This is a genomic window from Pseudoxanthomonas sp. UC19_8 (assembly GCF_042700505.1).
In the GTDB taxonomy this organism is placed as follows: Bacteria; Pseudomonadota; Gammaproteobacteria; order Xanthomonadales; family Xanthomonadaceae; genus Pseudoxanthomonas_A; species Pseudoxanthomonas_A winnipegensis.
Genome location: NZ_CP170559.1, coordinates 970,483 through 992,949, shown reverse-complemented (window position 1 = coordinate 992,949; position 22,467 = coordinate 970,483). Strand labels below are relative to the sequence as shown.

23 protein-coding genes and 1 pseudogene are annotated in these 22,467 nt (G+C 70.0%); 14 read left to right on the top strand and 10 right to left on the bottom strand.

Annotated features, from left to right (window positions below; genetic code table 11):
• Positions 1-86: 86 nt before the first annotated feature.
• The 6 genes and pseudogenes from ACFJIT_RS04255 (at position 87) to ACFJIT_RS04230 (ending at position 5,604) form a co-directional block, all read left to right on the top strand.
• On the top strand, positions 87-776 hold the full coding sequence (locus tag ACFJIT_RS04255; RefSeq protein WP_337054805.1) for a Fe2+-dependent dioxygenase: 690 nt from the start codon (positions 87-89) through the stop codon (positions 774-776).
• Positions 777-897: 121 nt separating this feature from the next.
• Positions 898-1,533 carry a PepSY-associated TM helix domain-containing protein gene (locus ACFJIT_RS04250; protein ID WP_379655146.1) on the top strand — a complete coding sequence of 212 codons (636 nt, stop codon included), beginning with the start codon at positions 898-900 and terminating at the stop codon, positions 1,531-1,533.
• A 24-nt stretch (positions 1,534-1,557) separates the two neighbouring features.
• Positions 1,558-2,085, top strand: a complete 528-nt coding sequence (locus tag ACFJIT_RS04245) for a DUF2271 domain-containing protein (protein WP_130531751.1) — start codon at positions 1,558-1,560, stop codon at positions 2,083-2,085.
• Positions 2,086-2,132: 47 nt separating this feature from the next.
• Positions 2,133-2,945 (top strand): DUF4198 domain-containing protein, encoded by an 813-nt coding sequence (locus ACFJIT_RS04240; RefSeq protein WP_379655145.1) that lies wholly within the window; start codon positions 2,133-2,135, stop codon positions 2,943-2,945.
• A 64-nt stretch (positions 2,946-3,009) separates the two neighbouring features.
• Positions 3,010-3,982, top strand: a pseudogene (locus ACFJIT_RS04235) (FAD:protein FMN transferase).
• On the top strand, positions 3,979-5,604 hold the full coding sequence (locus ACFJIT_RS04230) for a flavodoxin domain-containing protein (protein WP_379655144.1): 1,626 nt from the start codon (positions 3,979-3,981) through the stop codon (positions 5,602-5,604). Before ACFJIT_RS04235 ends, ACFJIT_RS04230 begins: the two are co-directional and overlap by 4 nt.
• Here the strand turns inward: ACFJIT_RS04230 and ACFJIT_RS04225 are convergent.
• Both ACFJIT_RS04225 and ACFJIT_RS04220 read right to left on the bottom strand, forming a co-directional pair.
• Positions 5,598-6,203, bottom strand: a complete 606-nt coding sequence (locus ACFJIT_RS04225; protein ID WP_379655143.1) for a HutD family protein — start codon at positions 6,201-6,203, stop codon at positions 5,598-5,600. The genes ACFJIT_RS04230 and ACFJIT_RS04225 overlap by 7 nt on opposite strands.
• 287 nt (positions 6,204-6,490) lie before the next feature.
• On the bottom strand, positions 6,491-6,829 hold the full coding sequence (locus tag ACFJIT_RS04220; protein WP_130522970.1) for a helix-hairpin-helix domain-containing protein: 339 nt from the start codon (positions 6,827-6,829) through the stop codon (positions 6,491-6,493).
• Between the two features lie 229 nt (positions 6,830-7,058).
• Between ACFJIT_RS04220 and ACFJIT_RS04215 the strand changes: the two genes are divergently transcribed.
• Together ACFJIT_RS04215 and ACFJIT_RS04210 are read left to right on the top strand one after the other, a co-directional pair.
• Complete coding sequence (locus ACFJIT_RS04215) at positions 7,059-8,549, top strand: M20 family metallopeptidase (protein ID WP_379655142.1); 1,491 nt, start codon at positions 7,059-7,061, stop codon at positions 8,547-8,549.
• 109 nt (positions 8,550-8,658) lie between these two features.
• Positions 8,659-8,925, top strand: a complete 267-nt coding sequence (locus ACFJIT_RS04210; RefSeq protein ID WP_130520958.1) for a GlsB/YeaQ/YmgE family stress response membrane protein — start codon at positions 8,659-8,661, stop codon at positions 8,923-8,925.
• 81 nt (positions 8,926-9,006) lie between these two features.
• Here ACFJIT_RS04210 and ACFJIT_RS04205 read toward each other — a convergent pair whose 3' ends face one another.
• Together ACFJIT_RS04205 and ACFJIT_RS04200 are read right to left on the bottom strand one after the other, a co-directional pair.
• A complete protein-coding gene (locus tag ACFJIT_RS04205; protein ID WP_379655141.1) occupies positions 9,007-10,371 on the bottom strand; it encodes an MFS transporter in 1,365 nt (454 codons plus the stop codon).
• 178 nt (positions 10,372-10,549) lie between these two features.
• Complete coding sequence (locus ACFJIT_RS04200; protein ID WP_130531757.1) at positions 10,550-11,953, bottom strand: mannose-1-phosphate guanylyltransferase/mannose-6-phosphate isomerase; 1,404 nt, start codon at positions 11,951-11,953, stop codon at positions 10,550-10,552.
• Between the two features lie 76 nt (positions 11,954-12,029).
• On the opposite strand from ACFJIT_RS04200, the gene ACFJIT_RS04195 reads away from it, so the two are divergent.
• On the top strand, positions 12,030-13,055 hold the full coding sequence (locus ACFJIT_RS04195) for an aminoglycoside phosphotransferase family protein (protein WP_379655140.1): 1,026 nt from the start codon (positions 12,030-12,032) through the stop codon (positions 13,053-13,055).
• Complete coding sequence (gene murU, locus ACFJIT_RS04190; protein WP_379655139.1) at positions 13,052-13,810, top strand: N-acetylmuramate alpha-1-phosphate uridylyltransferase MurU; 759 nt, start codon at positions 13,052-13,054, stop codon at positions 13,808-13,810. The genes ACFJIT_RS04195 and murU overlap by 4 nt, the downstream gene beginning before the upstream one ends.
• Before the next feature lie 213 nt (positions 13,811-14,023).
• Here the strand turns inward: murU and hda are convergent, their stop codons facing one another.
• The 3 genes from hda to ACFJIT_RS04175 are packed head-to-tail and all read right to left on the bottom strand — an operon-like array spanning position 14,024 to position 16,984.
• Positions 14,024-14,719 carry a DnaA regulatory inactivator Hda gene (gene hda / locus ACFJIT_RS04185; protein WP_379655138.1) on the bottom strand — a complete coding sequence of 232 codons (696 nt, stop codon included), beginning with the start codon at positions 14,717-14,719 and terminating at the stop codon, positions 14,024-14,026.
• Complete coding sequence (locus ACFJIT_RS04180; RefSeq protein ID WP_130561784.1) at positions 14,716-15,879, bottom strand: AI-2E family transporter; 1,164 nt, start codon at positions 15,877-15,879, stop codon at positions 14,716-14,718. Before ACFJIT_RS04180 ends, hda begins: the two co-directional genes overlap by 4 nt.
• 31 nt (positions 15,880-15,910) lie before the next feature.
• Positions 15,911-16,984, bottom strand: coding sequence for a DUF2066 domain-containing protein (locus tag ACFJIT_RS04175; RefSeq protein WP_130535853.1), 1,074 nt, complete (start codon positions 16,982-16,984; stop codon positions 15,911-15,913).
• Between the two features lie 178 nt (positions 16,985-17,162).
• Between ACFJIT_RS04175 and purM the strand changes: the two genes are divergently transcribed.
• The 4 genes from purM to ACFJIT_RS04155 are packed head-to-tail and all read left to right on the top strand — an operon-like array spanning position 17,163 to position 20,415.
• A complete protein-coding gene (purM, locus tag ACFJIT_RS04170) occupies positions 17,163-18,197 on the top strand; it encodes a phosphoribosylformylglycinamidine cyclo-ligase (protein ID WP_130531859.1) in 1,035 nt (344 codons plus the stop codon).
• 40 nt (positions 18,198-18,237) lie between these two features.
• The gene (purN, locus tag ACFJIT_RS04165) at positions 18,238-18,912 is read left to right on the top strand and encodes a phosphoribosylglycinamide formyltransferase (RefSeq protein ID WP_379655137.1); all 675 of its coding nucleotides are present in this window, start codon (positions 18,238-18,240) and stop codon (positions 18,910-18,912) included.
• Entirely contained in the window at positions 18,909-19,721 is an 813-nt protein-coding gene (locus tag ACFJIT_RS04160; protein ID WP_379655136.1) for a DUF3108 domain-containing protein, read from the top strand. The genes purN and ACFJIT_RS04160 overlap by 4 nt, the downstream gene beginning before the upstream one ends.
• A 1-nt stretch (position 19,722) precedes the next feature.
• Positions 19,723-20,415 carry a DUF3108 domain-containing protein gene (locus tag ACFJIT_RS04155; protein WP_379655135.1) on the top strand — a complete coding sequence of 231 codons (693 nt, stop codon included), beginning with the start codon at positions 19,723-19,725 and terminating at the stop codon, positions 20,413-20,415.
• A gap of 155 nt (positions 20,416-20,570) precedes the next feature.
• Here ACFJIT_RS04155 and ACFJIT_RS04150 read toward each other — a convergent pair whose 3' ends face one another.
• Genes ACFJIT_RS04150 through ACFJIT_RS04140 form a run of 3 tightly spaced genes read right to left on the bottom strand, consistent with a single transcriptional unit; the run spans position 20,571 to position 22,445 of the window.
• On the bottom strand, positions 20,571-20,909 hold the full coding sequence (locus ACFJIT_RS04150; RefSeq protein ID WP_379655134.1) for a hypothetical protein: 339 nt from the start codon (positions 20,907-20,909) through the stop codon (positions 20,571-20,573).
• Entirely contained in the window at positions 20,906-22,177 is a 1,272-nt protein-coding gene (murA, locus tag ACFJIT_RS04145; protein ID WP_379655133.1) for a UDP-N-acetylglucosamine 1-carboxyvinyltransferase, read from the bottom strand. Before murA ends, ACFJIT_RS04150 begins: the two co-directional genes overlap by 4 nt.
• A gap of 37 nt (positions 22,178-22,214) precedes the next feature.
• Positions 22,215-22,445 (bottom strand): BolA family protein, encoded by a 231-nt coding sequence (locus tag ACFJIT_RS04140; RefSeq protein ID WP_130520984.1) that lies wholly within the window; start codon positions 22,443-22,445, stop codon positions 22,215-22,217.
• Between the last annotated feature and the right edge of the window lie 22 nt (positions 22,446-22,467).

Below are 22,467 nucleotides of genomic sequence, written 5' to 3'. Positions count from 1 at the left end.
GGTCTGATGGCACAGGACCGCCGGGCGACCGGCACTCCAGCACGGGAAGGCACGCCTTCCCGTGCGTCGTTGTAGGGAATCCTTCCATGCTGCTGCATATCCCACAGATCCTCGATGCGGACCAGGTCCGCCACATGCGGCAGGCGCTGGAAACGGCCGAGTGGACCGACGGCCGCGAGACCGTCGGCGCGCAGGGCGCGAAGGTCAAACGCAACCAGCAGCTGCCCGACGCCTCGCCGCTGCGCGAGCAGCTGGGCCAGCAGGTGCTGGCCGCGCTGGAGCGCAACGCGCTGTACTTCGCCGCCGCCCTGCCCCTGCGCACGCTGCCGCCGCGCTTCAACCGCTACACCGGTGGCGGGGAGTACGGCTTCCACGTCGATGGTTCGGTGATGGCCGTGGATCGCCCGGGGCAGCCGCGCCAGCAGGTGCGCTCGGACCTGTCGTGCACGCTGTTCCTGTGCGAGCCGGACGAATACGACGGCGGCGAGCTGATCATCAGCGACACCTACGGCGAACACGAGGTCAAGCTGCCGGCCGGCGACCTGATCCTGTATCCCTCCAGCAGTCTGCACAAGGTCACCCCGGTCACGCGCGGCGCGCGGCTGGCCTCGTTCTTCTGGGTGCAGAGCATGGTCCGCGACGAAGGCCGGCGCCGGCTGCTGCTGGAGATGGACACCGCCATCCAGCGGCTGACCGCCAGCGGCGGCGATGCGCAGGCGATCGTCCAGCTGACCGGCGTGTATCACAACCTGCTGCGCGGCTGGGCCGAGGTCTGAGTGGACTGCACGCTGGCCGGAAGGTCATCGGCGCGGCGCGGGATTTAATTGAGACCGATTCTCATTCGTGGTGTAATGCCGCGCGCATTTCGCCTCTCCCGCTGCAACGGAACATCCCCACTTGGCCCAGGCCGCCGACCCGCTCTCCACGCAGCAACGCCGCGGCTTCTGGCTGCGCACGCTGCATCAGTGGCACTGGATCAGTTCGGCGATCTGCCTGATCGGCATGCTGCTGTTCGCCGCCACCGGCATCACGCTCAACCACGCGGCCAGCATCGAGGCCAAGCCGCAGATCGTGCATCGCAACGCCACCCTGCCGCCGGCGCTGCGCCAGGCCCTGGGCACGCGCGAGGGCGGCAATGCGCCGCTGCCGCGCGTGGTCGGCGACTGGATCGAAGGCGAGCTGGACATCAGCCTGTCCGGGCGGCAGGGCGAGTGGTCGGCCGATGAGGTCTATGTCTCCCTGCCGCGTCCCGGCGGCGATGCCTGGCTCAGCCTGGACCGCGCCAGCGGCGCGATCGAATACGAATCCACGCGCCGCGGCTGGATCTCGCTGTTCAACGACCTGCACAAGGGCCGCAACGCGGGCACGGCCTGGAGCTGGTTCCTGGATCTGTTCGCGGTGGCCTGCCTGGTGTTCTGCATCACCGGCCTGCTGTTGCTGCAACTGCATGCCGGCCAGCGCCGCATGACCTGGCCGATGGTCGGCTTAGGGCTGCTGGTGCCGCTGCTGCTGGCACTGATCTTCATTCACTGACCTTCCCCACAGGACTTGCGTGCCATGACCAAGACCGTCCCGATCACCCTGACCTTCGCGCTCAGCGGCCTGCTGACCGTGCCGGCGTCCGCCGCCACCATGCAGGTCAAGGTCGAGATCCCCAAGCTCAACGTCGCCGAGTACCACCGCCCCTATGTGGCGGTGTACGTGGAAGGCGCCGACGGCAAGGCCGCGTCCAACCTGGCGGTCTGGTACCAGAACACCGACACCAAGGAAGGCCACGGCACCAAGTGGCTGCCCGACCTGCGCCAGTGGTGGCGCAAGTCCGGCCGCAGCCTGGACCTGCCGATCGACGGCGTGACCGGCCCGACCCGCCCGGCCGGCGTGCAGACGCTGGACTTCGCCGGCAACAGCCCGCAGCTGTCCGGCCTCGCTCCGGGCAGCTACACGCTGGTGGTCGAGGCCGCACGCGAAGTCGGCGGCCGCGAGCTGCTCAAGATCCCCTTCACCTGGCCGGCCACCGCCGCGCAGTCGGGCAAGGCGCAGGGCGCCTCCGAACTGGGCGCGGTGTCGCTGACGATCAAGCCCTGATCCCCGATCCGCCGTCGTTCTTCGCACACGCAACCGGAGCATCCCGCATGAAGCGTTCCCTGACCCTGGCGCTGGCCCTGGCCGCCGCCGTCACCTCCTTCTCCGCCGCCGCGCACAAGCAGTGGCTGCTGCCCTCGGGCACGACCTTCTCGGGCAGCGATCCGTGGGTGAGCGTGGATGCGGCGGTGTCCAACGACCTGTTCTATTTCGAGCACGTGCCGATGCGCCTGGACGATCTGGTGATCACCGCGCCGGACGGCTCGACCGTCAAGCCGGAGAACGCCTCCACCGGCAAGTACCGCAGCGTCTTCGACGTGGAGCTCAAGCAGGAAGGCACCTACCGCATCGCCTCGGTCAGCAGCGGGCTGTTCGCCAGCTACGAGACCGCCGATGGCGAGCGCAAGCGCTGGCGCGGCGACGCGGCCAAGTTCGCCGCCGAGGTGCCGAAGAACGCCAAGAACCTGCAGGTGTCGCAGATGGCCTCGCGCGTGGAGACCTTCGTCACCCACGGCGCCCCCACCGCCACCGCGCTCAAGCCCAGCGGCGTAGGCCTGGAACTGGTGCCGGTAACCGCGCCCAGCGACCTGGTCGCCGGCGAGGCGGCCAACTTCAAGCTGGTGCTGGACGGCAAGCCGGCGCCGAACGTGGAGGTCACCGTGATCCGCGGCGGCACCCGCTATCGCAACGCGCAGGAAGAGATCAAGGCCAAGACCGACGCGCAGGGCGCCTTCTCCGTGACCTGGCCGGACGCGGGCATGTACTGGCTCAACGCCAGCAGCGAGGACGACAAGACCTCGCTGCCGCAGGCCAAGCAGCGCCGTCTCAATTACGTGGCCACGCTGGAAGTAATGCCGCAGTAAGCCTCTATGGGGCACATGGCGCGGATGCGCCTGCGCCCTGTCTGTCCCGAGCCCGCTCCTTCGCATGGTTGCCGCCGTCGCCACTCCCCTCGAACTGGCCCGCCTGGATGGACAGACCATGGGCACAACCTGGTCTGCGCGCGTGGTGGTCGCGGCCGGCGCCGACCTGCATCGCCTGCACGATGCGCTGCAGGCGCAGCTGGACCGCGTGGTCGCGCAGATGAGCACCTGGGAGACGGGCTCGGACCTGAGCCGCTTCAACCGCGCCGCGGCCGGGACCTGGCATACGCTGCCGGCCGAGTTCGCCACGGTGATGGAGGCGGCGCTGCGCATCGCGCGCGCCAGCGATGGCGCCTTCGATCCGGCCTGCGGCGCGCTGGTCCAGGCCTGGGGGGTTCGGCGCCGGAGCGGGCCTGCCTGGCCGCCCCGCCGATCACGCCCTGCAGCAAGTGCGCCAGCGCCCCGGCTGGCGCGACCTGGAATGGCGCGCGCAGGGGGCGCAGCTGCTGCAGCCCGGCGGCGCGCAGCTGGACCTGTCGGCCATCGCCAAGGGCTACGCGGCCGATCTGCTGCTGGACACACTGCACGCGCGCGGCCTGCGCGATGCGCTGGTGGAAGTCGGCGGCGAGCTGGCCGGCCGCGGTCGCAAGCCCGATGGCACGCCCTGGCGCGTGCTGGTCGAGACCGGTGCCGACGAGGACGGCGGCCTGCAGCCGCGCGTGCTGGCGCTCAAGGCCTGCGCGGTGGCGACCTCGGGCGATCGCTGGCACCGCTTCGAACAGGACGGCACGCGCTATTCGCACACCCTCGACCCGCGCCGCGGCCGCCCGGTCGAACAGGCCGCGGCCGCGGTCAGCGTGCTGGCCGCCACGGCGATGGAGGCCGACGCCTGGGCCACCGCGCTGACGGTGATGGGATGGGAGGCAGGACTGGCGTTCGCGCGTGCGCATGGGTTGGCGGCGCGCTTCGTGGTGCGCGGCGCGCAGGGCGCCAGCGAGCACATGACGCCGCAGTTCGAGGCCGCGCTGGCGGCATGAGCGCACTGCTGCGTCCTGCGATCCCGCGCGCCGCCTGGGGCAATGCCCTGGTGTTCGCGCTGCTGGCGGCGCTGGCGGCGGCGCTGTTCGCCTGGCAGCCAGGCACGTGGTGGCCGGGCGCGCCGCGTCCGTCGCGCTGGCTCTGGGCCGGTGCCAGCCTGGCGGCGTACGCCGGCTTCACCGGCTGGATCCTGTGGCGCACGCGGCGCACGCCGGCCGCACCGGCCAGCGCCATCGGCACCGACACGGTGCTCGTCGCATATGCGAGTCAGACAGGCTTCGCGCTGCAGCTGGCGCAGCGCACCGCGCAGTCGCTGGAGCAGGCCGGCACGCCGGTGCACCTGCTCGACCTGGCCGAGCTGGATGGCGCGCGGCTGGCCCGCTACCGGCGCGCGCTGTTCGTGGTCAGCACCACCGGCGAAGGCGATCCGCCGGAGCCGGCGCTGGGCTTCGTGCGCGACGTGCTGGCGCGGCCGGCCGCCCTGGCGGACCTGCAGTACGCCGTGCTGGCGTTGGGCGATGCGACCTATGCGCAGTTCTGCGCCTTCGGCCGGCAGCTGGATGCATGGCTGCGCACGCATGGCGCGCAGCCGCTGTTCGACCGGGTCGAGGTCGACAACGCCGACCAGGCGGCGCTGCGCCATTGGCAGCATCACCTCTCGCTGGTGACCGGCGATGCCGACCTGCGCGACTGGAGCGCGCCGCGTTACCAGGCCTGGACCCTGGCTGAGCGCGCGTTGCGCAACCCCGGCAGCGTCGGCGGGCCGGTCTACCACCTGGCCCTGACGCCGCCGGAGGCGATGCCGGACTGGCAGGCCGGCGACCTGGTCGAGATCGGCCCGCGCCATGCACCGGCGACGGTCGCGGCCTGGCTGCAGGCACACGGCGTGGACGGCGGCGCGAAGGTGCGCGTGGACGATCAGGACACCGCCTTGGCCGACGTGCTCGCCTCGCGCCAGCTGCCCGACAGTGTGCAGGCCGGAACCGGCCCACAGGCGCTGATCGCGGCGCTGGCACCGCTGCCGCACCGCGAGTACTCCATCGCCTCGCTGCCCGCCGACGGCGCGTTGCACCTGCTGCTGCGCCGCATGCAGCGCCCCGACGGCAGCCCGGGCCTGGCCAGCGGCTGGCTATGCGATCACGCCCCGATCGGCGCACCGATCGCGCTGCGGCTGCGCGCCAATCCCAACTTCCATCCACCCGCGGCGGACGTGCCGCTGATCCTGATCGGCAACGGCACGGGCATCGCCGGCCTGCGCGCGCTGCTCAAGGCCCGCATCGCGCGGGGCGCGCGCCGCAACTGGCTGCTGTTCGGCGAGCGCCAGCGCGACCACGACCTGCATTACCGCGAGGATCTGGTGGTCTGGCAGGACGATGGCTGGCTCGAGCGGATGGACCTGGCGTTCTCGCGCGACCCGGGCGGACACCATTACGTGCAGGACGCGCTGCGCGCCGCGGGGGAGCCCCTGCAGGCCTGGATGCGCGACGGCGCGGCGCTCTACGTCTGCGGCAGCCTGGACGGCATGGCCCCGGGCGTGGATGCGGTGCTGCGGGAGGTGCTCGGCGATGAGACGGTCGAGTCGCTGCGCCTGCAGGGACGCTATCGCCGCGACGTCTACTGAGGACCGTCGGACGCGTCGCGCGTGGTGAACTTCACCGCGATCAGCTCGCCGCCGCCCTCCAGCGCATAGCGCGTGCGGCCCGGCGCGCCATACAGCAGCGCGCTGTCGCCGCTCCACAGCGGCGGCAGGCCGCTGGCCGCGTCGAAGCGCGCCTGCCCACCGATCAGGTGGATCGCCCAGTGCGTGCGCGCATCGGCGAAGAACAGCATCGGCCCGACCAGCGGCCGCAGCAGCAGCTCGGCCTGCAGCACCTCCGGGCGCCACATCAGGTTGAAGTCGTGCGTGGGTCCGTCCAGCAGCTCGCCACGCACGCCGCGTGCGCCGCTGAAGCGCAGCCGGTCGTGCGGCGGATGCAGGGTGACCTGCTCACCGTCCTCGAAGCACAGCCGCAGCCCCTGACCACGCAGCAGCACCAGCTCGCGTTCAATGCCGGGAAACGGCGAGAACGGCGCGTCGCGCTCGATCTCGGCGATGGACAGGCGCCAGTCCCAGTCCTGGTCGTCGCGCCCGCCGGTGGCGATCTGGCGCGTCCAGCCGAGCTGGTTGCGCCAGCGTTCGCGGCGGTACTCATTGGCGGGAATGACACGACTGGTCGGCATGGCCGCAGGGAGCGTGGACGGGGGCGCCAGTCTAGAGCGTGCGCTGCCTTCGGGCCGCAGCCACTGGGCATTCTCGGCACGCAGAAAAGGAAACCGCCCGGGTGCGTGCGGCGCACCCGGGCGGCGGTACATCCCTGTCGGCATCGTGCCCAGCTTGCTGGCGTCCTGCCCTGCCCTCGTCAACGGGCTACGTCCTTGTCGGCGTCCATGCCTGTCACGCAGCGTCCTGCCCGTCAGACCGAAGCGATGCATCCGGCACCGCTTCGCCCCGTGACCATGCTTGCCTTCTAGCGGCGGGTGACCGGCTTGGCCGGTGCAGCCGCGGCGGAAGGCCTCTTCGGTGCGGCCGCCGAGCGACCCACCTCGATCCGATCGCGATTCTTCTCCACTGTCTTCAGGCCGATGCCCTTGACCATCGCCAGCTCCTCGGCGCTCTTGAACGGGCCGTTGGCCTTGCGGTAGTCGACGATGGCCTGCGCCTTGCTGGCGCCCACGTTCAACAGCGTGGCGTCCAGGGCGGCCGCATCGGCCGTGTTGATGTTGACGCGGCTCTCGGCGGCGAAGGCGCCGGCCGACAAGGCCAGCGACAGGATCAGCGATTTGATCAGGATCGAAACGGGTTTCATGGCGACACTCCTTGTGCGATGAGGATGGTTGTGCCGGGGCGGTTCCCTACGCCTTCCGGTGCAGCCAGTCTCCTCCCTCCTCGCACCGCCACGATATCGGCGCAGCGCCTCCACGGCTGCCGGGCAACACCCCGTTCGCGTGTAGGAAAAGTCCTACCCCCAGGCCGGCCCGATCGGGCGCCGGGAGCGGCGGGGGTACCATAGGCGTTCATTTCAAAGTTTGAGCGCCATGGATACCGCACGCCTTGATCGTTTCGTCGGGCAGCTGTGGGACGCACAGATCGTCCCGCAGCTGGTCGAATACATCCGCATTCCCAACAAGTCGCCGATGTTCGACGCCGACTGGGTCGCCAACGGCCACATGGCCAGGGCGGTGACGCTGATGGAAACCTGGGCGCGGGCGCAGCCCATCGCCGGCCTGCAGGTGGAGGTGATCCAGCTGGAAGGCCGCACGCCGCTGATCTTCCTGGACATCCCGGCCAGCGGCGCGGGGACCGGCGAGGACTGCGTGCTGCTGTACGGCCACCTGGACAAGCAGCCGGAGATGACCGGCTGGGACGAAGACCTGGGCCCCTGGAAGCCGGTGCTCAAGGGCGACAAGCTCTTCGGCCGCGGCGGCGCCGACGACGGCTACGCGATCTACGGCTCGCTGGCGGCGATCATGGCGCTGCAGGAACAGGGCCTGCCGCACGCGCGCTGCGTGATCCTGATCGAGGCCTGCGAGGAGTCGGGCAGCTATGACCTGCCCGCCTACGTCGACCACCTGGCCGAGCGCATCGGCCGGCCCTCGCTGGTGGTGTGCCTGGATTCGGGCTGCGGCAACTACGAGCAGCTGTGGTGCACGACCTCGCTGCGCGGCATGGCCGGCGGCAACTTCGCCGTCGAGGTGCTCAGCGAAGGCGTGCACTCGGGCGATGCCTCGGGCATCGTGCCGTCCAGCTTCCGACTGCTGCGCCAGCTGCTCTCGCGCCTGGAGGACGAAGCCACCGGCAGGATCCGCGTGGAGGAACTGTTCGTGGAGATCCCGCCCGAGCGTCTGGAGCAGGCCGGCAAGGTGGCCCAGGTACTGGGCGATGAGGTCTACGACAAGTTCCCGTTCCTGGACGGCATGACGCCGATGTCCGACGATCTGACCGAGCTGGTGCTCAACCGCACCTGGCGCCCGGCGCTGTCGATCACCGGCGCCGACGGCCTGCCGCCGCTGGCCTCGGCCGGCAACGTGCTGCGCCCGCAGACCTCGGTGAAGATCTCCCTGCGCCTGCCGCCCACGCTGGACGGCAAGCGCGCAGGCGAGATCCTGGACGAGGTGCTGCTGCGCGATCCGCCCAACGGCGCCCATGTCGAGCTGAAGCTGGAGAAGTCTTCCACCGGCTGGAACGCGCCGCCGCAGTCGCCGTGGCTGACCCAGGCCATCGAGGACGCCTCACAGGCGGCCTTCGGCAAGCCGGCGATGTACATGGGCGAAGGCGGCACCATCCCGTTCATGGGCATGCTGGGCGAGAAGTTCCCCGGCGCGCAGTTCATGATCACCGGCGTGCTGGGGCCGCATTCCAATGCGCACGGGCCCAACGAGTTCCTGCACATCCCGATGGGCAAGCGGGTGACGGCCTGCGTGTCGCATGTGCTGGCCGCGCACCACGCCGCCAGCGTGGCCGGCCTGACCAGCGGCACCGCGGCGGTGGCCGGCGGCGAGGCGCACGGCGAGCACGGCTGCTGCTGAGGCGAGGCATGAACGCGGAGGAACGCGCGTCGGCAGCCTGCCCTCCGCCGCCATTTTTCGTCCCAAGTGGCGGTGCTAGGCTGCGCCGATCATCCCCGAGGGCATGCGCATGAGCGGACTGTTCGGCAGCGAGAGCTGGCTCTACATCATCCTGGTCGGCTTCGTGGTCGGCCTGCTGGCACGGCTGATCACGCCCCACAGCGCGCGCATGGGCTGCCTGCTGACCATTGGCCTCGGCATCGTCGGCGCGGTGCTGGCCGGCTGGTTCGGCCGGCAGATGGGCTGGTATGCGGCCGGCGAACCCGCCGGCTTCTTCGGCGCCCTGCTCGGCGCGGTGGTGATCCTGGGACTGACCAGCCTGTTCACCCGCCGCTGAGTCCACGGCGCAGCAGGCCCTGGAAACCAGGAAGGCCATCCTCGCGGATGGCCTTCCTTTTTTCTTCTCAGTCTGTCGCGATCAGCGCTTGCCGTGGCGCGCGTGCATCGCGTACTCGTGGTCGAGCCAGTTCTCGCCCTTGTTCTTCAGGAAGAAGATGTACACCAGCAGCGAGATGAACATCACCACCGTGGCGTAGATGATGAAGGCGTCCATCTGCTTGGCGCCCTTGGCCCACTGGTACAGCATCGGCGCGGTGCCGCCGAAGACCGAGTTGGCCAGCGCGTATCCCAGGCCCACGCCCAGGGCGCGGATGTAGGTCGGGAACAGTTCGGCCTTCACCACCGCGTTGATCGAGGTATAGCCGGTGAGGATCACGAAGCCGATCACCAGGATGGCGAAGGCCGCGCCGAACGTGGTCTGCTGCGGCAGCGCGGTGATCAAGTACCAGGTGTAGCAGACGCTGCCCACGCCGAAGAACACCAGCAGACTCTTGCGGCCGATGCGGTCGGACAGCCAGCCGCCGAGCGGCTGCAGCAGCATCAGCACCGTCAGCGCCGCCAGGTTGAGCGTGGTGCCCTTCATGATGTCGTCGCCGGCGAAGGCGGTCTGGATCATCTTCGGGCCGGTCACCGAATAGGTGTAGAAGGCCAGCGTGCCGCCCGCCGTGATCAGGAAGCACAGCAGCAGCGGGCGCCACTGGTTGACGAACAGTTCGCGCAGCGAGCCGGACTTGCGCGCCGCGCCGGACTTGGCGTCCTCGATGGCGGCGCTGGACAGCGACTCGTCCATCGTGCGGCGCAGCCAGAACACCACGATCGCCGACACGCCACCGATGGCGAAGCCCACGCGCCAGCCCCACTCCACCACGTGCTCGCGGGTGAAGAAGGTCAGCAGCAGGAACAGCGTCAGCTGGGCCAGCACATGGCCACCCACCAGGGTGACGTAGTGGAACGAGGACAACAGGCCGCGATGCCCCGGCACGGCGGCCTCGGACATGTAGGTGGCGCTGGCCCCGTACTCACCGCCGGTGGCAAAGCCCTGCAGCAGGCGCGCCAGCACCAGGAACACCGCCGCCCACACGCCGATGGTCGCGGCGGTCGGCACGATGGCGATGCCGAACGAACAGATCGCCATCAGCGTCACCGACAGCGTCAGCGAGGCACGGCGACCGTGGCGGTCGGCGAAGCGGCCGAAGAACCAGGCGCCGATCGGACGCATCAGGAAGGTCACCGCGAAGATCGCCCACACGTACAGCGTGGCGTTCTTGTCGCCGGCGGAGAAGAACTTGGATTCGAAGTAGGTCGCGAAGACCGAATAGACGTAGACGTCGTACCACTCGACCAGGTTGCCGGCCGAGCCTTTGAGCGTGTTGGAGATCGAGCGTTTGAGGCTGTGGTGGCTCTGCGCCATCGGATCGGCGGTGGTGGCGGTCGGTACGCTCATGCGGGCCTCGCTGTGATGAGGGGGGAATGGATCGCCTTCGCGCCTTGGCGCCGGACAGCTTGGGCCATGCTGACGGCCTGGGCCGTGAGCGCAGCGCGAGGGCAGTCGAACGTTATAAACGCCGAAGGCCCGCCTGTGGGGCGGGCCTTCGACTTATTGGCTATGCCGCAGCGGCGGCTCAGGTGCGGCCGTACTGGTCCTCGAAGCGGACGATGTCGTCCTCGCCCAGGTAGCTGCCGGACTGGACCTCGATCAGCTCCAGCGGCAGGCGGCCGGGATTCTTCAGCCGGTGGGTGACGCCCAGCGGGATGTAGGTGCTCTGGTTCTCGGTGAGCAGGATCACCTCGTCCCCGCGCGTGACCTCGGCCGTGCCGCTCACCACGATCCAGTGCTCGGCGCGGTGGTGATGCATCTGCAGGCTCAGCGTCGCGCCTGGGTTGACGGTGATGCGCTTGACCTGGAAGCGCGCGCCCATGTCGATCGAGTCGTACGCACCCCAGGGGCGATAGACCTTGCGATGCAGGAGCGCCTGGCTGCGCTCGTCGTGCTTGAGCTGGGCCACGACCTTCTTGACGTCCTGCACGCGGTCCTTCTTGGCCACAAGAATCGAATCGTCGGTCTCCACCACCACCACATCGTCCAGGCCGACCAGCGCGACCAGGCTTTCGGCGTAAACGTAGCTGTTGCGCGTGTCCACGGTGATGACGTCGCCCTCGACCGCATTGCCGTTGGCGTCCTTCTCGGTCACGTCCCACAGCGCCGACCACGAGCCGACGTCGTTCCAGCCCACGTCCAGCGGCAGCACCTTGGCGTCGGCGGTCTTCTCCATCACCGCGTAGTCGATCGAATCGGATGGCGAGGCGGTGAAGGCGTCTTTGTCCAGGCGGATGAAGTCGCCGTCACGCTTGGCCTTGGCCAGCGACTCGCGCACCGCCGAGACCATCTGCGGGTTGAACTTCTCCAGCTCCTCGACATAGCGGCTGGCCTTGAACAGGAACATGCCGCTGTTCCAATAGTAGCCACCCTCGGCCAGATACTGGGCCGCGGTGTCCGCGTCGGGCTTCTCGACGAAGCGCAGCACCGGCTGCACGCCCTGACCGCCGCCGGCCTGGATATAGCCGAAGCCGGTCTCGGCATGGCTGGGCACCACGCCGAAGGTCACCAGCGCCCCGGCCTCGGCGGCCGGGCTGGCCTGCTCGACCGCGTTGCGGAAGGCTTCGGGGTTGGTGATCACATGATCGGAGGGCAGCACCAGCAGCAGCGGGTCCTGCCCGTCCTCCAGCGCGCACAGCGCCGCGGCGGCGATGGCCGGCGCGGTATTGCGCGCGACCGGCTCGAGCAGGATGCGCGGCTGCGGCGCGCGGATCTCGCGCAGCTGTTCGGCCACCAGGAACCGGTGCCCTTCGTTGGCCACCACCAGCGGCGGCAGCGAGGTCAGCGGTTCGACCCGCAGCCAGGTCGCCTGCACCATTGTTTTTTCGTTTCCCAGCGGCAGGAACTGCTTGGGATAGGCTTCTCGCGATAGCGGCCACAGGCGTGTGCCGGAGCCGCCCGACAACAGGACGGGTTGCAGTTTGCTCATGGCGTCTGCTTCTCTTCCGTGGGGGATGTCGATCGCAGTGTACCCTGCGCACCCCGACCTGAATGCGGCACGTTCCATGAACGAGGCGTCCTCGCCTTCGAGCCCACACGCACGCGCGGACCAGCGACTTTCCTGGGCGCGCATCACACTGAAGGCGCCCGCTCTGTTACTGCAGCGGGCCAGTGTGGACGCCGGCCAGCGCAGCTATTGGCGCACCCAGGGCGCGGCCGAGTCGCTGATCGTGATGGACTCCCCACCCGGGCTGGAGGACGTGCGCCCGTGGCTGTCCTGGCACGCGCTGCTGGAAGACGGCGGCGTGCGCGTACCGAGGATCCTGGCGCGCGATGTGGACGCCGGCTTCCTGCTGCTGGAAGACCTCGGCCAGCCGACCCTGGCGCAGCTGCTGTCGCGCGACCCGGCGCAGGCCGATGCCTGGTTCGACGCCGCCTTCGACCAGCTGCTGACGCTGCAGGCGATCGCACCGCCGGAAGGCACGGGCGTGTTCGGCGAGGCGCTACTGCAGCGCGATGCCGGGCTGTTCGAGGAATGGTTCCTGCGCCGGCATCTGGGGATCGAACTGGACTGCGACGCCAGCGACGGCCTGGAACTGGTCCAGCGCCGCCTGATGGACAACGCTTTGGGCCAACACAAGGTGCTGACCCATCGCGACTTCATGCCGCGCAATCTGATGCCGGTGCTGCCGGGCCCGGCGGTGCTGGATTTCCAGGACTGCGTACGCGGGCCGGTCGCCTACGACGCGGTGAGCCTGTTCAAGGACGCCTTCCTGAGCTGGCCGCTCGAACGCGTGGACGGCTGGCTGCTGCGCTACCACGCGCGGGCGCTGCAGGCCGGCGTGCCGGTGCCGGCCTCGGCGCAGACCTTCCTGCGCGATGCCGACTGGATGGGCATCCAGCGCCACCTGAAGATTCTAGGCATCTTCTGTCGCCTGCACTACCGCGATGGCAAGTCGCAGTACCTGCCCGACCTGCCGCGCTTCATCGCCTATCTGGACCAGGTGCTGCCGCGCCATCCGCAGCTGCAGTCGCTGCAGCAGTTGTTGGACCAGCGCATACGCCCGGCCCTGGCGGCGCGCAGCGCATGAAGGCGCTGATCTTCTGCGCCGGGCTGGGTGAGCGCATGCGGCCGCTGACCGACCACACACCCAAACCGCTGCTCGAGGTGGGCGGCGCGCCGCTGGTCGTCTGGCATCTGCGCAAGCTGGCCGCGATCGGCGTGACCGACGTCGTCATCAACCTCAGCTGGCTGGCCGACCAGTTCCCGCGCGCGCTGGGCGATGGCAGCGCCTTCGGCGTGCGCATCGCCTTCTCGCACGAGGGCCCGGTCCCGCTGGAGACCGGCGGCGGCATGCTGCACGCGCTGCCGCTGCTGGGCGAGGCGCCGTTCCTGGCGGTCAATGGCGATGTATGGACCGACCTGGACTTCGCCACGCTGCCGCGCGCGCCGGCCGGCGACGCGCATCTGGTGATGATCGACAACCCGCCGCACCATCCGCGCGGCGATTTCTGCTTCAGCGACGGGCATCGCCTGCAGCCGCGCCGCGACGATGCGCAGAACTTCACCTATTCGGGCATCGGCGTGTATCGTCCCGAGATCCTGCGCGACTGGCGCGCGGCGTTCGAAGCGGCCGACCCCGATCCCGGACCGGACGCACAGCCGCCCCGCTTCCCGCTGGCGCCGCTGCTGCGCGCGGCGATGGCGCGCGACGCGGTCACCGGCCAGCACCATGCCGGACGCTGGACCGACGTCGGCACGCCGCAACGCCTGGCCGACCTGGACGCGCAGCTGCGCGCCGAGGGTTTGGGAGCCGCCACAACGGCGATGGAGCTTTCGAAGTAGCGCCCATCGCCGCCATTGGCCAATGGCCACAACGGCGGCCCCACCTATAGAGCGGAGCTTGCTCCGCTGGGGCTTTCCCGATGGTCTGGACGAAACGCAGCGGAGTCCCCAAAGGGGATTGCCACAAGCTCCGCTCTACAAGGAGGCCGCGACGTGATCGGAGCAGACAGTTGCGCCCACAGATGTGCTCCAGGCCAAGCGCGACCGCAGGCCCTACTCCTCCGCCAGCACCTGCCGCAGGAACGGCACGGTCACCCGCCGCTTGGCCGCCAGCGAGGCACGATCCAGACGTTCGATCAGATCGACCAGCTGCGCCGGTTCGCGCACGGTGCGGGTGAGCATCCAGTCCACCGCCGCGTCTTCCAGCACCAGCCCGCGCCGGGCCGCGCGATCGCGCAGCAGCGCCGCGCGCCCGGCGTCATCCAGCGGGCGCAGCACGATGCGCGCGCATTGCGCCAGACGCGAGCGCAGATCGGGCAGGACCAGGCCGATCGCATCGGGCACATCGGCGGCGGTGTAGAGCAGGCCGATGCCGGCGGCACGCGCGCGATTGTGGAAGTCGAACAGCGCGATCTCATCGGCGCGATCGCCGGCGATGGCCTCCAGGCCGTCCAGCGCCACCAGGGCATGGCGCTCCAGGCCGTCGAGCGCCTGCTGCAGATGGCCGGCCGCCGCCTTCAGTGGCAGATACGCGGCCTCGCGCCCGCTCTCGCCGGCCGCCGCGCAGGCCGCCAGGGCCAGGTGGGTCTTGCCGGCGCCGTGCGCGGCCGCGACGTAGAGCCAGTCGGCCTCCGGCGCGCGCGCCAGGGCCTGCAGCTGCGCCAGCGCGCCGGCCGGCGCGCCGAGGAAGCTTTCGAAGCGCTGATCAGACGGGGTCCGCAGCGCCAGCGGCAACTGCGGCACGCTCATGGCGAGGAGGGATCCTGCGGCGGATGCAGGCCTTCGACCGGCGTGCGCTGTGGATCGAGCAGGATGGTCGGCTGCCCGCCGGCATAGAGCTGGCTGTGGGTATAGCGCTCGTGCGCATAGCGCAGCAGCACATTGGCCACCGCGGCGATCGGCAACGCCAGCAGCATGCCCAGGAAGCCGAACAGCTGGCCGCAGGCCAGCACGGCGAAGATCACCGCCACCGGGTGCAGGCCGATGCGATCGCCGACCAGCTTGGGCGTCAGCACATAGCTCTCGATCACCTGCCCCACCGCGAATACCACCGACACCAGCACCAGATGCTTGACGTCGCCGTACTGCATCAGCGCGGCGATCAGGCCCATCGCCACGCCGCTGGTCGGCCCCAGATATGGCACGAAGGTCAGCAGGCCGGCGATCAGGCCGATCAGGATGCCAAGGTCCAGGCCCACCGCCCACAGCCCGGCGCCGTAGAGCACGCCCAGGATGATCATCACCAGCAGCTGGCCTTTGAGGAAGCCGCCCAGCACCTCGCTGGACTCGCCCGCCAGCCGGCTGACCACGCCGATCTGGTTGCGCGGCACCATCGCCGCCACGCGGCCGACGATCAGGTCCCAGTCGCGCAGGAAGAAGAAGGCGATGACCGGGATCAGCACCAGGTTGGCCATCCAGCCGAACAGCGCGAAGCCCGAGCGGGACACATAGCCCCACAGGGTGTAGGCCACCCCGCCGGCCCGCTCCCAGTTGCTGCGCAGCAGCCCCCAGATGTGGGTGAAGTCCAGGTATTCGGCCACGCGCACGTTGAAGCGGCCCTCGATCCACGGCAGGGCCACCTGGTAGAACCACTGCTGATAGCGCGGCAGCGACCGCACCAGGATCGAGATCTGGTCCTGGATCGTCGGCACCAGCAGCAACAGCACCACGGTGATGGCCAGCAGCATCACGAAGAACACCACCGTGACCGAGATCCCGCGCGACCAGCCGCGCGCCTCCAGCCGGTCCACCAGCGGATCGCCCATCCAGCCCAGGATCGCCGCGCAGGCAAACGGGGTCAGCACCGGCGAGAGAATCCACAGCAGCCACACCAGGGCGGCCGCCAGCGCCGCCCATTGCAGGCGGCGCAGGAACTGGGCGATGACCTGCAGCGGGTCCTCGATGATCATGGGTGCACCGTCCTGGGCGTCAGCGCGCGGGTCACTTGAGGTAGAACTGCGGCGGATTGCCGTCGCCGCCGACCAGCGGGCCATCCTGGCCGAGCATGCGCTGCAGGCCTTCGACGCCACTGAGCAGATCCAGGTCCAGCTCAAGCACATCGCCCTGTGCGCGCACCGGCGCGATCCGGCGCACCACGGCGGTCTGCTGCAGCGCCGCCGACAGGCGCACGTAGTCCTCGGCGCTGCGGATGCCGCTGACGAGGATCCGGTAGGTGCCCGGCTGACCGCCGACGGCCTGCTTGGCGTAACGCTTGACCAGCGCATCGGCGGCCACGTCGGCGCCGGTGGCCATGGCCTGGCGGGCGTCGGCGTTGTCGCTGGACGAGGTCGCCAGCACCTTGCCGCTGTCCACGAAGGTCCAGTCGGCGACCCAGCCGGACTTGCCGCGGTAGAGCTTGCCGATCAGCTGCATCGGCGGGGCATAGCGGGCCGAGGCGCTCGCCACCGCCGCCGTGTCGCCGCGCCAGATCGCCGCGGCCAGCGCGGCCTCGGCCGCGGTGCCCTGCGGCAGGCCCAGGCGGTAGCCGCGGTCCACGGCGCGGTCCAGCACCGAGCGCGCCGCGCCGGACTGCTGCACGCCGACCAGGCGCGGGCCCGAGCCGTCGTCGATGGCCAGCCACAGCACCGGCTTGGCGCGCGGCTGCGGCCAGACCGGCAGGCCGAGCACGCTGGCCAGCACGTCGACCTTCTGCGGGTCGAAGCGGGCGATCAGGGTGGTGCGGAAGGACGGCGCGCCGGTGGCCGAGGTGCCCTGGTCCTGGCGGTAGTCGTAGCTGTCCAGATAATTCTTGGCGTTGCGCAGCTCGGCAGCCACACCGGGGCGCGTGGCGGCGTTGCGGTCGCCGCTGACCTTGCCCAGCACCTGCCCGAGCGCGCGCGCCAGGCCGCCGTTGCGGTCGCCCTCGCTCTGGCTGGGCACGGTGACCTCGGCCTCGTACAGGCCCTGGGCCTTGGCGACATCGCCCTCGGTGCGCAGCGCGTCCTGCGCGACGGCAGGCAGTGCACAGGAAAAGAGAAGGGCGGCAGCAGCGGCCAGGGCGTGCAAACGGCGCATCGAGCGTCCTAAAGTCAACAGCGAATCGTGCGGATTGTTGCCCGAACGGCCCGCCACCGCCAGCACGCCCCGTTCACGCCGCGCACGCCGAGGGACGCACTTCCCTTAAAATGCGCCCCCCGCCTCCCTCAGATCCGGCCGCCTTGTGACCCAGCCCAACCCGCCCGCCGCCACGCCCATGACCTACCGCGACGCGGGGGTGGACATCGACGCCGGCAACGCCGTGGTCGAACGGATCAAGCCCCTGGTCAAGCGCAGCTTCCGGCCCGAGGTGATGGGCGGCCTGGGCGGCTTCGGCGCCCTGTTCGACCTGTCCGGCAAGTACCGCGAGCCGGTGCTGGTCTCGGGCACGGACGGCGTCGGCACCAAGCTCAAGCTGGCCCAGGAGCTCGGCCGCCACGACACCATCGGCATCGACCTGGTCGGCATGTGCGTCAACGACGTGCTGGTACAGGGCGCCGAGCCGCTGTTCTTCCTGGACTACTTCGCCACCGGCAAGCTGGACGTGGACACCACCGTGGCCGTGGTCGGCGGCATCGCCAAGGGCTGCGAACTGTCTGGTTGCGCGCTGATCGGCGGCGAGACCGCGGAGATGCCCGACATGTACGCCCCGGGCGAATACGACCTGGCCGGCTTCACCGTCGGCGCGGTCGAGAAGGCCGAGATGCTCGACGGCAGCGCCGTGGGCGAAGGCGACGTGCTGATCGGCCTGGCGTCCTCGGGCGCGCACTCCAACGGCTATTCGCTGATCCGCCGCATCTACGACCGCGCCGGTCGCCCGGCCGAGCTGGACATCGGCGGCGTGCCGCTGATCGATGCGCTGATGGCGCCGACCACCCTGTACGTCAAGCCGGTGCTGGCGCTGCTGCGCAGCCACGGCGCAGGCGCGGGCAAGCCCATCCACGCCATGGCCCACATCACCGGCGGCGGCCTGACCGAGAACATCATCCGCGTCGTGCCCGACGGCCTGGGCCTGGACATCGACGCGAGCGCTTGGCCGCTGCCGCCGCTGTTCCAGTGGCTGCAGCAGGCCGGCGCGGTGGCCGACGCGGAGATGTGGCGCACCTTCAACTGCGGCATCGGCTTCGTGCTGATCGCCGATCCGGCCAGCGCCGCGGCGCTGGAGACCAGCCTGGACCAGGCCGGCATCGGCCACTGGCGCATCGGCCAGGTGGTGGCCGCCGGCGCCGGCGAGCGCGTGCGGATCGGCTGACGGCCCGGCGCTTGCCCTGCCCTCGCTCCGGGCGCCGCGCATGACCCTGCCCCGCATCGCGGTGCTGGCCTCCGGGCGCGGCAGCAACCTGCAGGCGATCCTCGACGCGATCGCGCAAGGTCGGCTGGACGCGCGCCTGGTGGGCGTCTTCTCCGACCGCCCGCAGGCCGGCGCGCTGATGCGCGTGCCGCCGGAGCTGCGCTGGTCGGCCAGGCCGTCCAGTTTCGAGAGCCGCCAGGCCTACGAACAGGCGCTGGGCGACGCCCTGGCCGCCTCCGGCGCCGACTGGATCGTGTGCGCCGGCTATATGCGCATCCTGGGCGAGGCGCTGATCGCGCGCTTCGCCGGGCGCATGCTCAACATCCACCCCTCCCTGCTGCCGCGTCACCGCGGCCTGCACACCCATGCCGCGACGCTGGCCGCCGGCGACGCCGAGCACGGCTGCAGCGTGCATTTCGTCATTCCCGAACTGGACGCCGGCAGCCTGATCGCCCAGGCGCGCCTGCCCGTCGAAGCCGGCGACACGCCCGAGACCCTCGCCTCGCGCGTGCTGGCACTCGAACACCGCCTGCTGCCCGCGGTGCTGCGCCTCGCGGTGGCCGGGCGCCTGTCTGAACGTGATGGCACGACCTACGTCGATGGTCAGCCGCGATTTACGCCGCTGACACTAGATTCCCTCGAACGGCGCATGCCCCACCCCGAAGCGACCCCGTGAAGACCATCCTGCTGACCGGCATCCTGCTGCTCGCCTGTGCCGTGCCCGCAACCCAGGCCCAGCAGGCGCCGGCGACGCCCAACGCAACACCGCCCGCCGCGCCAGCGGCTGCCGACAGCACCGCGCAGGACGCCCCCCAGCCCTGGACGCTGGCGCCGTTCACCGCCACCTACGAGGCCTGGTACAAGGGCAAGCGCGCCGGCGATGCCACCCTGCAGGTCGTGCACCGCGAGGGCAACCAGTGGCGGCTGGACCTGGAGATCCGCGGCGAGCGCGGCGTGGCCAGCCTGCTGCGCCTGAACATCCAGCAGAGCACGGTGTTCGACGTCACCGACACCGGTGCCGGCATCCTGCTGCGGCCGCTGAGCCAGAGCACGGTGCGCAAGGCCGTGTTCGGCGACAAGCAGCAGACCGGCAGCTACGACTGGCGCAGCAATACCGCGCAATGGGAAGGCAAGGTCGACAAGGACCGGCGCGCGCCGGTTCCGCTGAAGGCCGGCGACATGAGCTCGCTGCTGCTGGACCTGGCGATCATGCGCGACGCCAAGCCGGGCGCGGCGCTGGACTACCGCGTGGTCGACAACGGCCGCGCGCGCCAGTACCAGTACGCGGTCGCCCCGCAGACCGAGATCGTGCAGGTCGGCGAACTCAGCTACGACGCCATGCGCGTGGCCCGCACCAACGGCGGCGACCGCGAACAGATTTTCTGGGTCGCCTCCGGCGTGCCCACCCCCGTGCGCATGCTGCAACGCGACGATGGCGAGGACGCCATCGACCTGCGCCTCATCGATTACCAGGGAGTGCAATGACATGACATCCAACCCGATCCGCCCGCTCAAGGCGCTGGCCGCCATCGCCGTGCTCGCCCTGGCCGCGGCGCCGGCCCTGGCCCTGCAGCCGTTCAACGCCACCTACCAGGCCAGTGCCATGGGCATGCAGGGCAACGGCCAGATGACCCTGGCCGCCCAGGGCGCCGGCAAGTGGAAGTACGACCTGAACGTGCGCAACCAGTTGGTCAACCTGACCCAGTCCACCACCTTCGAGGAGAAGGACGGCCAGTTCCGTCCGCTGTCCTCCAGCGACGCCTCGCTGGTGCTGGTCAAGAGCAAGCAGGTGAAGACCGCCTACGACTGGGGCAGCAAGCAGGCCACCTGGAGCGGCGACATCAAGGACAACCGCCGCGGCCCGGTCGCGCTGGAGCCCGGCGACATGGACGCGCTGCTGGTGAACCTGGCCATCGTGCGCGACGTGCACGCCGGCAAGCAGACGCTCAACTACCGCATGCTGGAGAACGGCAAGGCCACGCCGATGAGCTACCAAGTCACCGGCAAGGACACCATCAACATCGCCGGCAAGCAGGTCACCGCGACCAAGGTCAGCCAGACCGAGGGCAAGAAGCAGATGATCGTATGGGTGGTGCCGGACATGCCGGTGCCGGCGCGCATGCTGCAGCGGGAGAACGGTCAGGACTCCTACGACCTGACCTTGACCTCGTTCAACTGATCCGAAGCGGGAGTTCCTAGCGAACCCGTGGGAGCAGCTGTCTCTCAGATCGAGCGCAGCCTCCTTGTAGAGCGGGAGCCGCCCTTGTGGCGGCGCCCGCATTTTTTTTGGAACGACTAAAGCCGGCGGCATCTGCGCGATGCCAGGCGTGCCGCCTACTTCTTCGTCTCGCCCGCTTGCGCCGGATGCAGCTCGGTGCGGCATTCGACGCGGATCTGCGTGCCGCTGCTGCGCCACTTGTAGGTGGTGCAGGTGCGATTGCCTTCGGTGGTCTTCTCCGCGACGACCGCGTAATAGGACTGGGCGATCTCCTGGCCAGTGACATGGCCGTTGCCGTCCCAGTCCATGTCCTTGCTGGAGATGCCGCTCAGACCGGCCGCGCCAATCCAGGCCATCCACGCCACCGCCAGCAGCGCGATCCCCACCAGCGTCAGCAGCGCGCGGCGCCGACGCGAGAACACCGGCGTTCCGGTGCGGCGCTTGATCATCGTCATGACGCGCGCCTGATGGTGGCGCCCAGCGCGCCGAGCTTGCCTTCGATGTTCTCGTAGCCGCGGTCCAGGTGGTAAATGCGGTCGATCGTGGTCTCGCCGCTGGCCACCAGGCCGGCCAGGATCAGCGAGGCCGAGGCGCGCAGGTCGGTGGCCATGACCGGGGCGCCGGACAGCTGGGCGGCGCCGCGCACGATGGCGGTGTGGCCTTCCACGCGGATGTCCGCGCCCAGGCGCAGCAGCTCGTTGACGTGCATGAAGCGGTTTTCGAAGATCGTCTCGTTGATCACGCCCACGCCCTCGGCCACGCAGTTGAGCGCCATGAACTGGGCCTGCATGTCGGTCGGGAACGCCGGGTACGGCGCGGTGGTCAGATCGACCGCCCTGGGCCGCTTGCCCTGCATGTCCAGGGTGATCGTGTCGGCCGTGGTCTCGATGTGCGCCCCGGCCTCGGTGAGCTTGTCCAGCACCGCCTCCAGCGTGTCCGGACGCGCGCTGCGCGCGGTGATCCTGCCGCCGGTCATCGCCGCGGCGACCAGGAAGGTGCCGGTCTCGATGCGGTCCGGCACCACGGCGTGGCGACCGCCGCCGAGGCGCTCGACGCCATGGATGACGATGCGCGAGGTGCCCGCGCCTTCGATCCGCGCGCCCAGCGCATTGAGGCAGTCGGCCAGGTCGGTGACCTCCGGCTCCATCGCCGCGTTCTCCAGCACCGTGGTGCCTTCGGCCAGCGTGGCGGCGGCCATGACGTTCTCGGTGCCGGTGACGGTGACCATGTCGAACACGAAGCGCGTGCCCTTCAGCCGCGCCGCGCGCGCCTTGATGTAGCCGTTCTCGACGGTGATATGCGCGCCGAGCGCCTGCAGGCCCTTGATGTGCTGATCGACCGGACGCGAACCGATGGCGCAGCCGCCCGGCAGCGACACCACCGCCGCGCCGTGGCGCGCCACCAGCGGGCCCAGCACCAGGATCGAGGCACGCATGGTGCGCACCAGCTCGTAGGGAGCCACGAAGCGGTCCACGGTGCTCGGGTCGATGGTGATGCGGCGCCCCGCGCCGTCGCCGCCCTCGTCGATCTCGACCCCGGCGCCGATGCCGCTCAGCAGCTTCACCGTGGTGGCCACATCGTGCAGGTTGGGGACGTTGGTGATCTCCACCGGCGCGTCGGCCAGCAGCGTGGCGCACAGGATGGGCAGCACGGCGTTCTTGGCGCCGGAGATGGTGACTTCGCCGTTGAGCGGCGCGCCACCGGTGACGATGATCTTCTGCATGGAGCTTGGGGATGTCCGAAAGGGAACGCGACCGCGCTTAGGCGGCTTCGTCGGGGGTGACGGTCTTGAGTTGCAGGGCGTGGATCGCGCCGCCCATCAGGTCGCCCAGGGTGGCGTAGACCATGCGGTGGCGCGCCAGCGGCAGCTTGCCCTTGAACGCCTCGCAGACCACGGTGGCCTCGAAATGCACGCCGTCATCGCCCTGCACGCGCGCCTGGGCGCCGGGCAGGCCCGTCTGGATGAGTTCACGGATGGTTTCGGCGTCCAACGGCCTTTCCTCCTAAAATGGC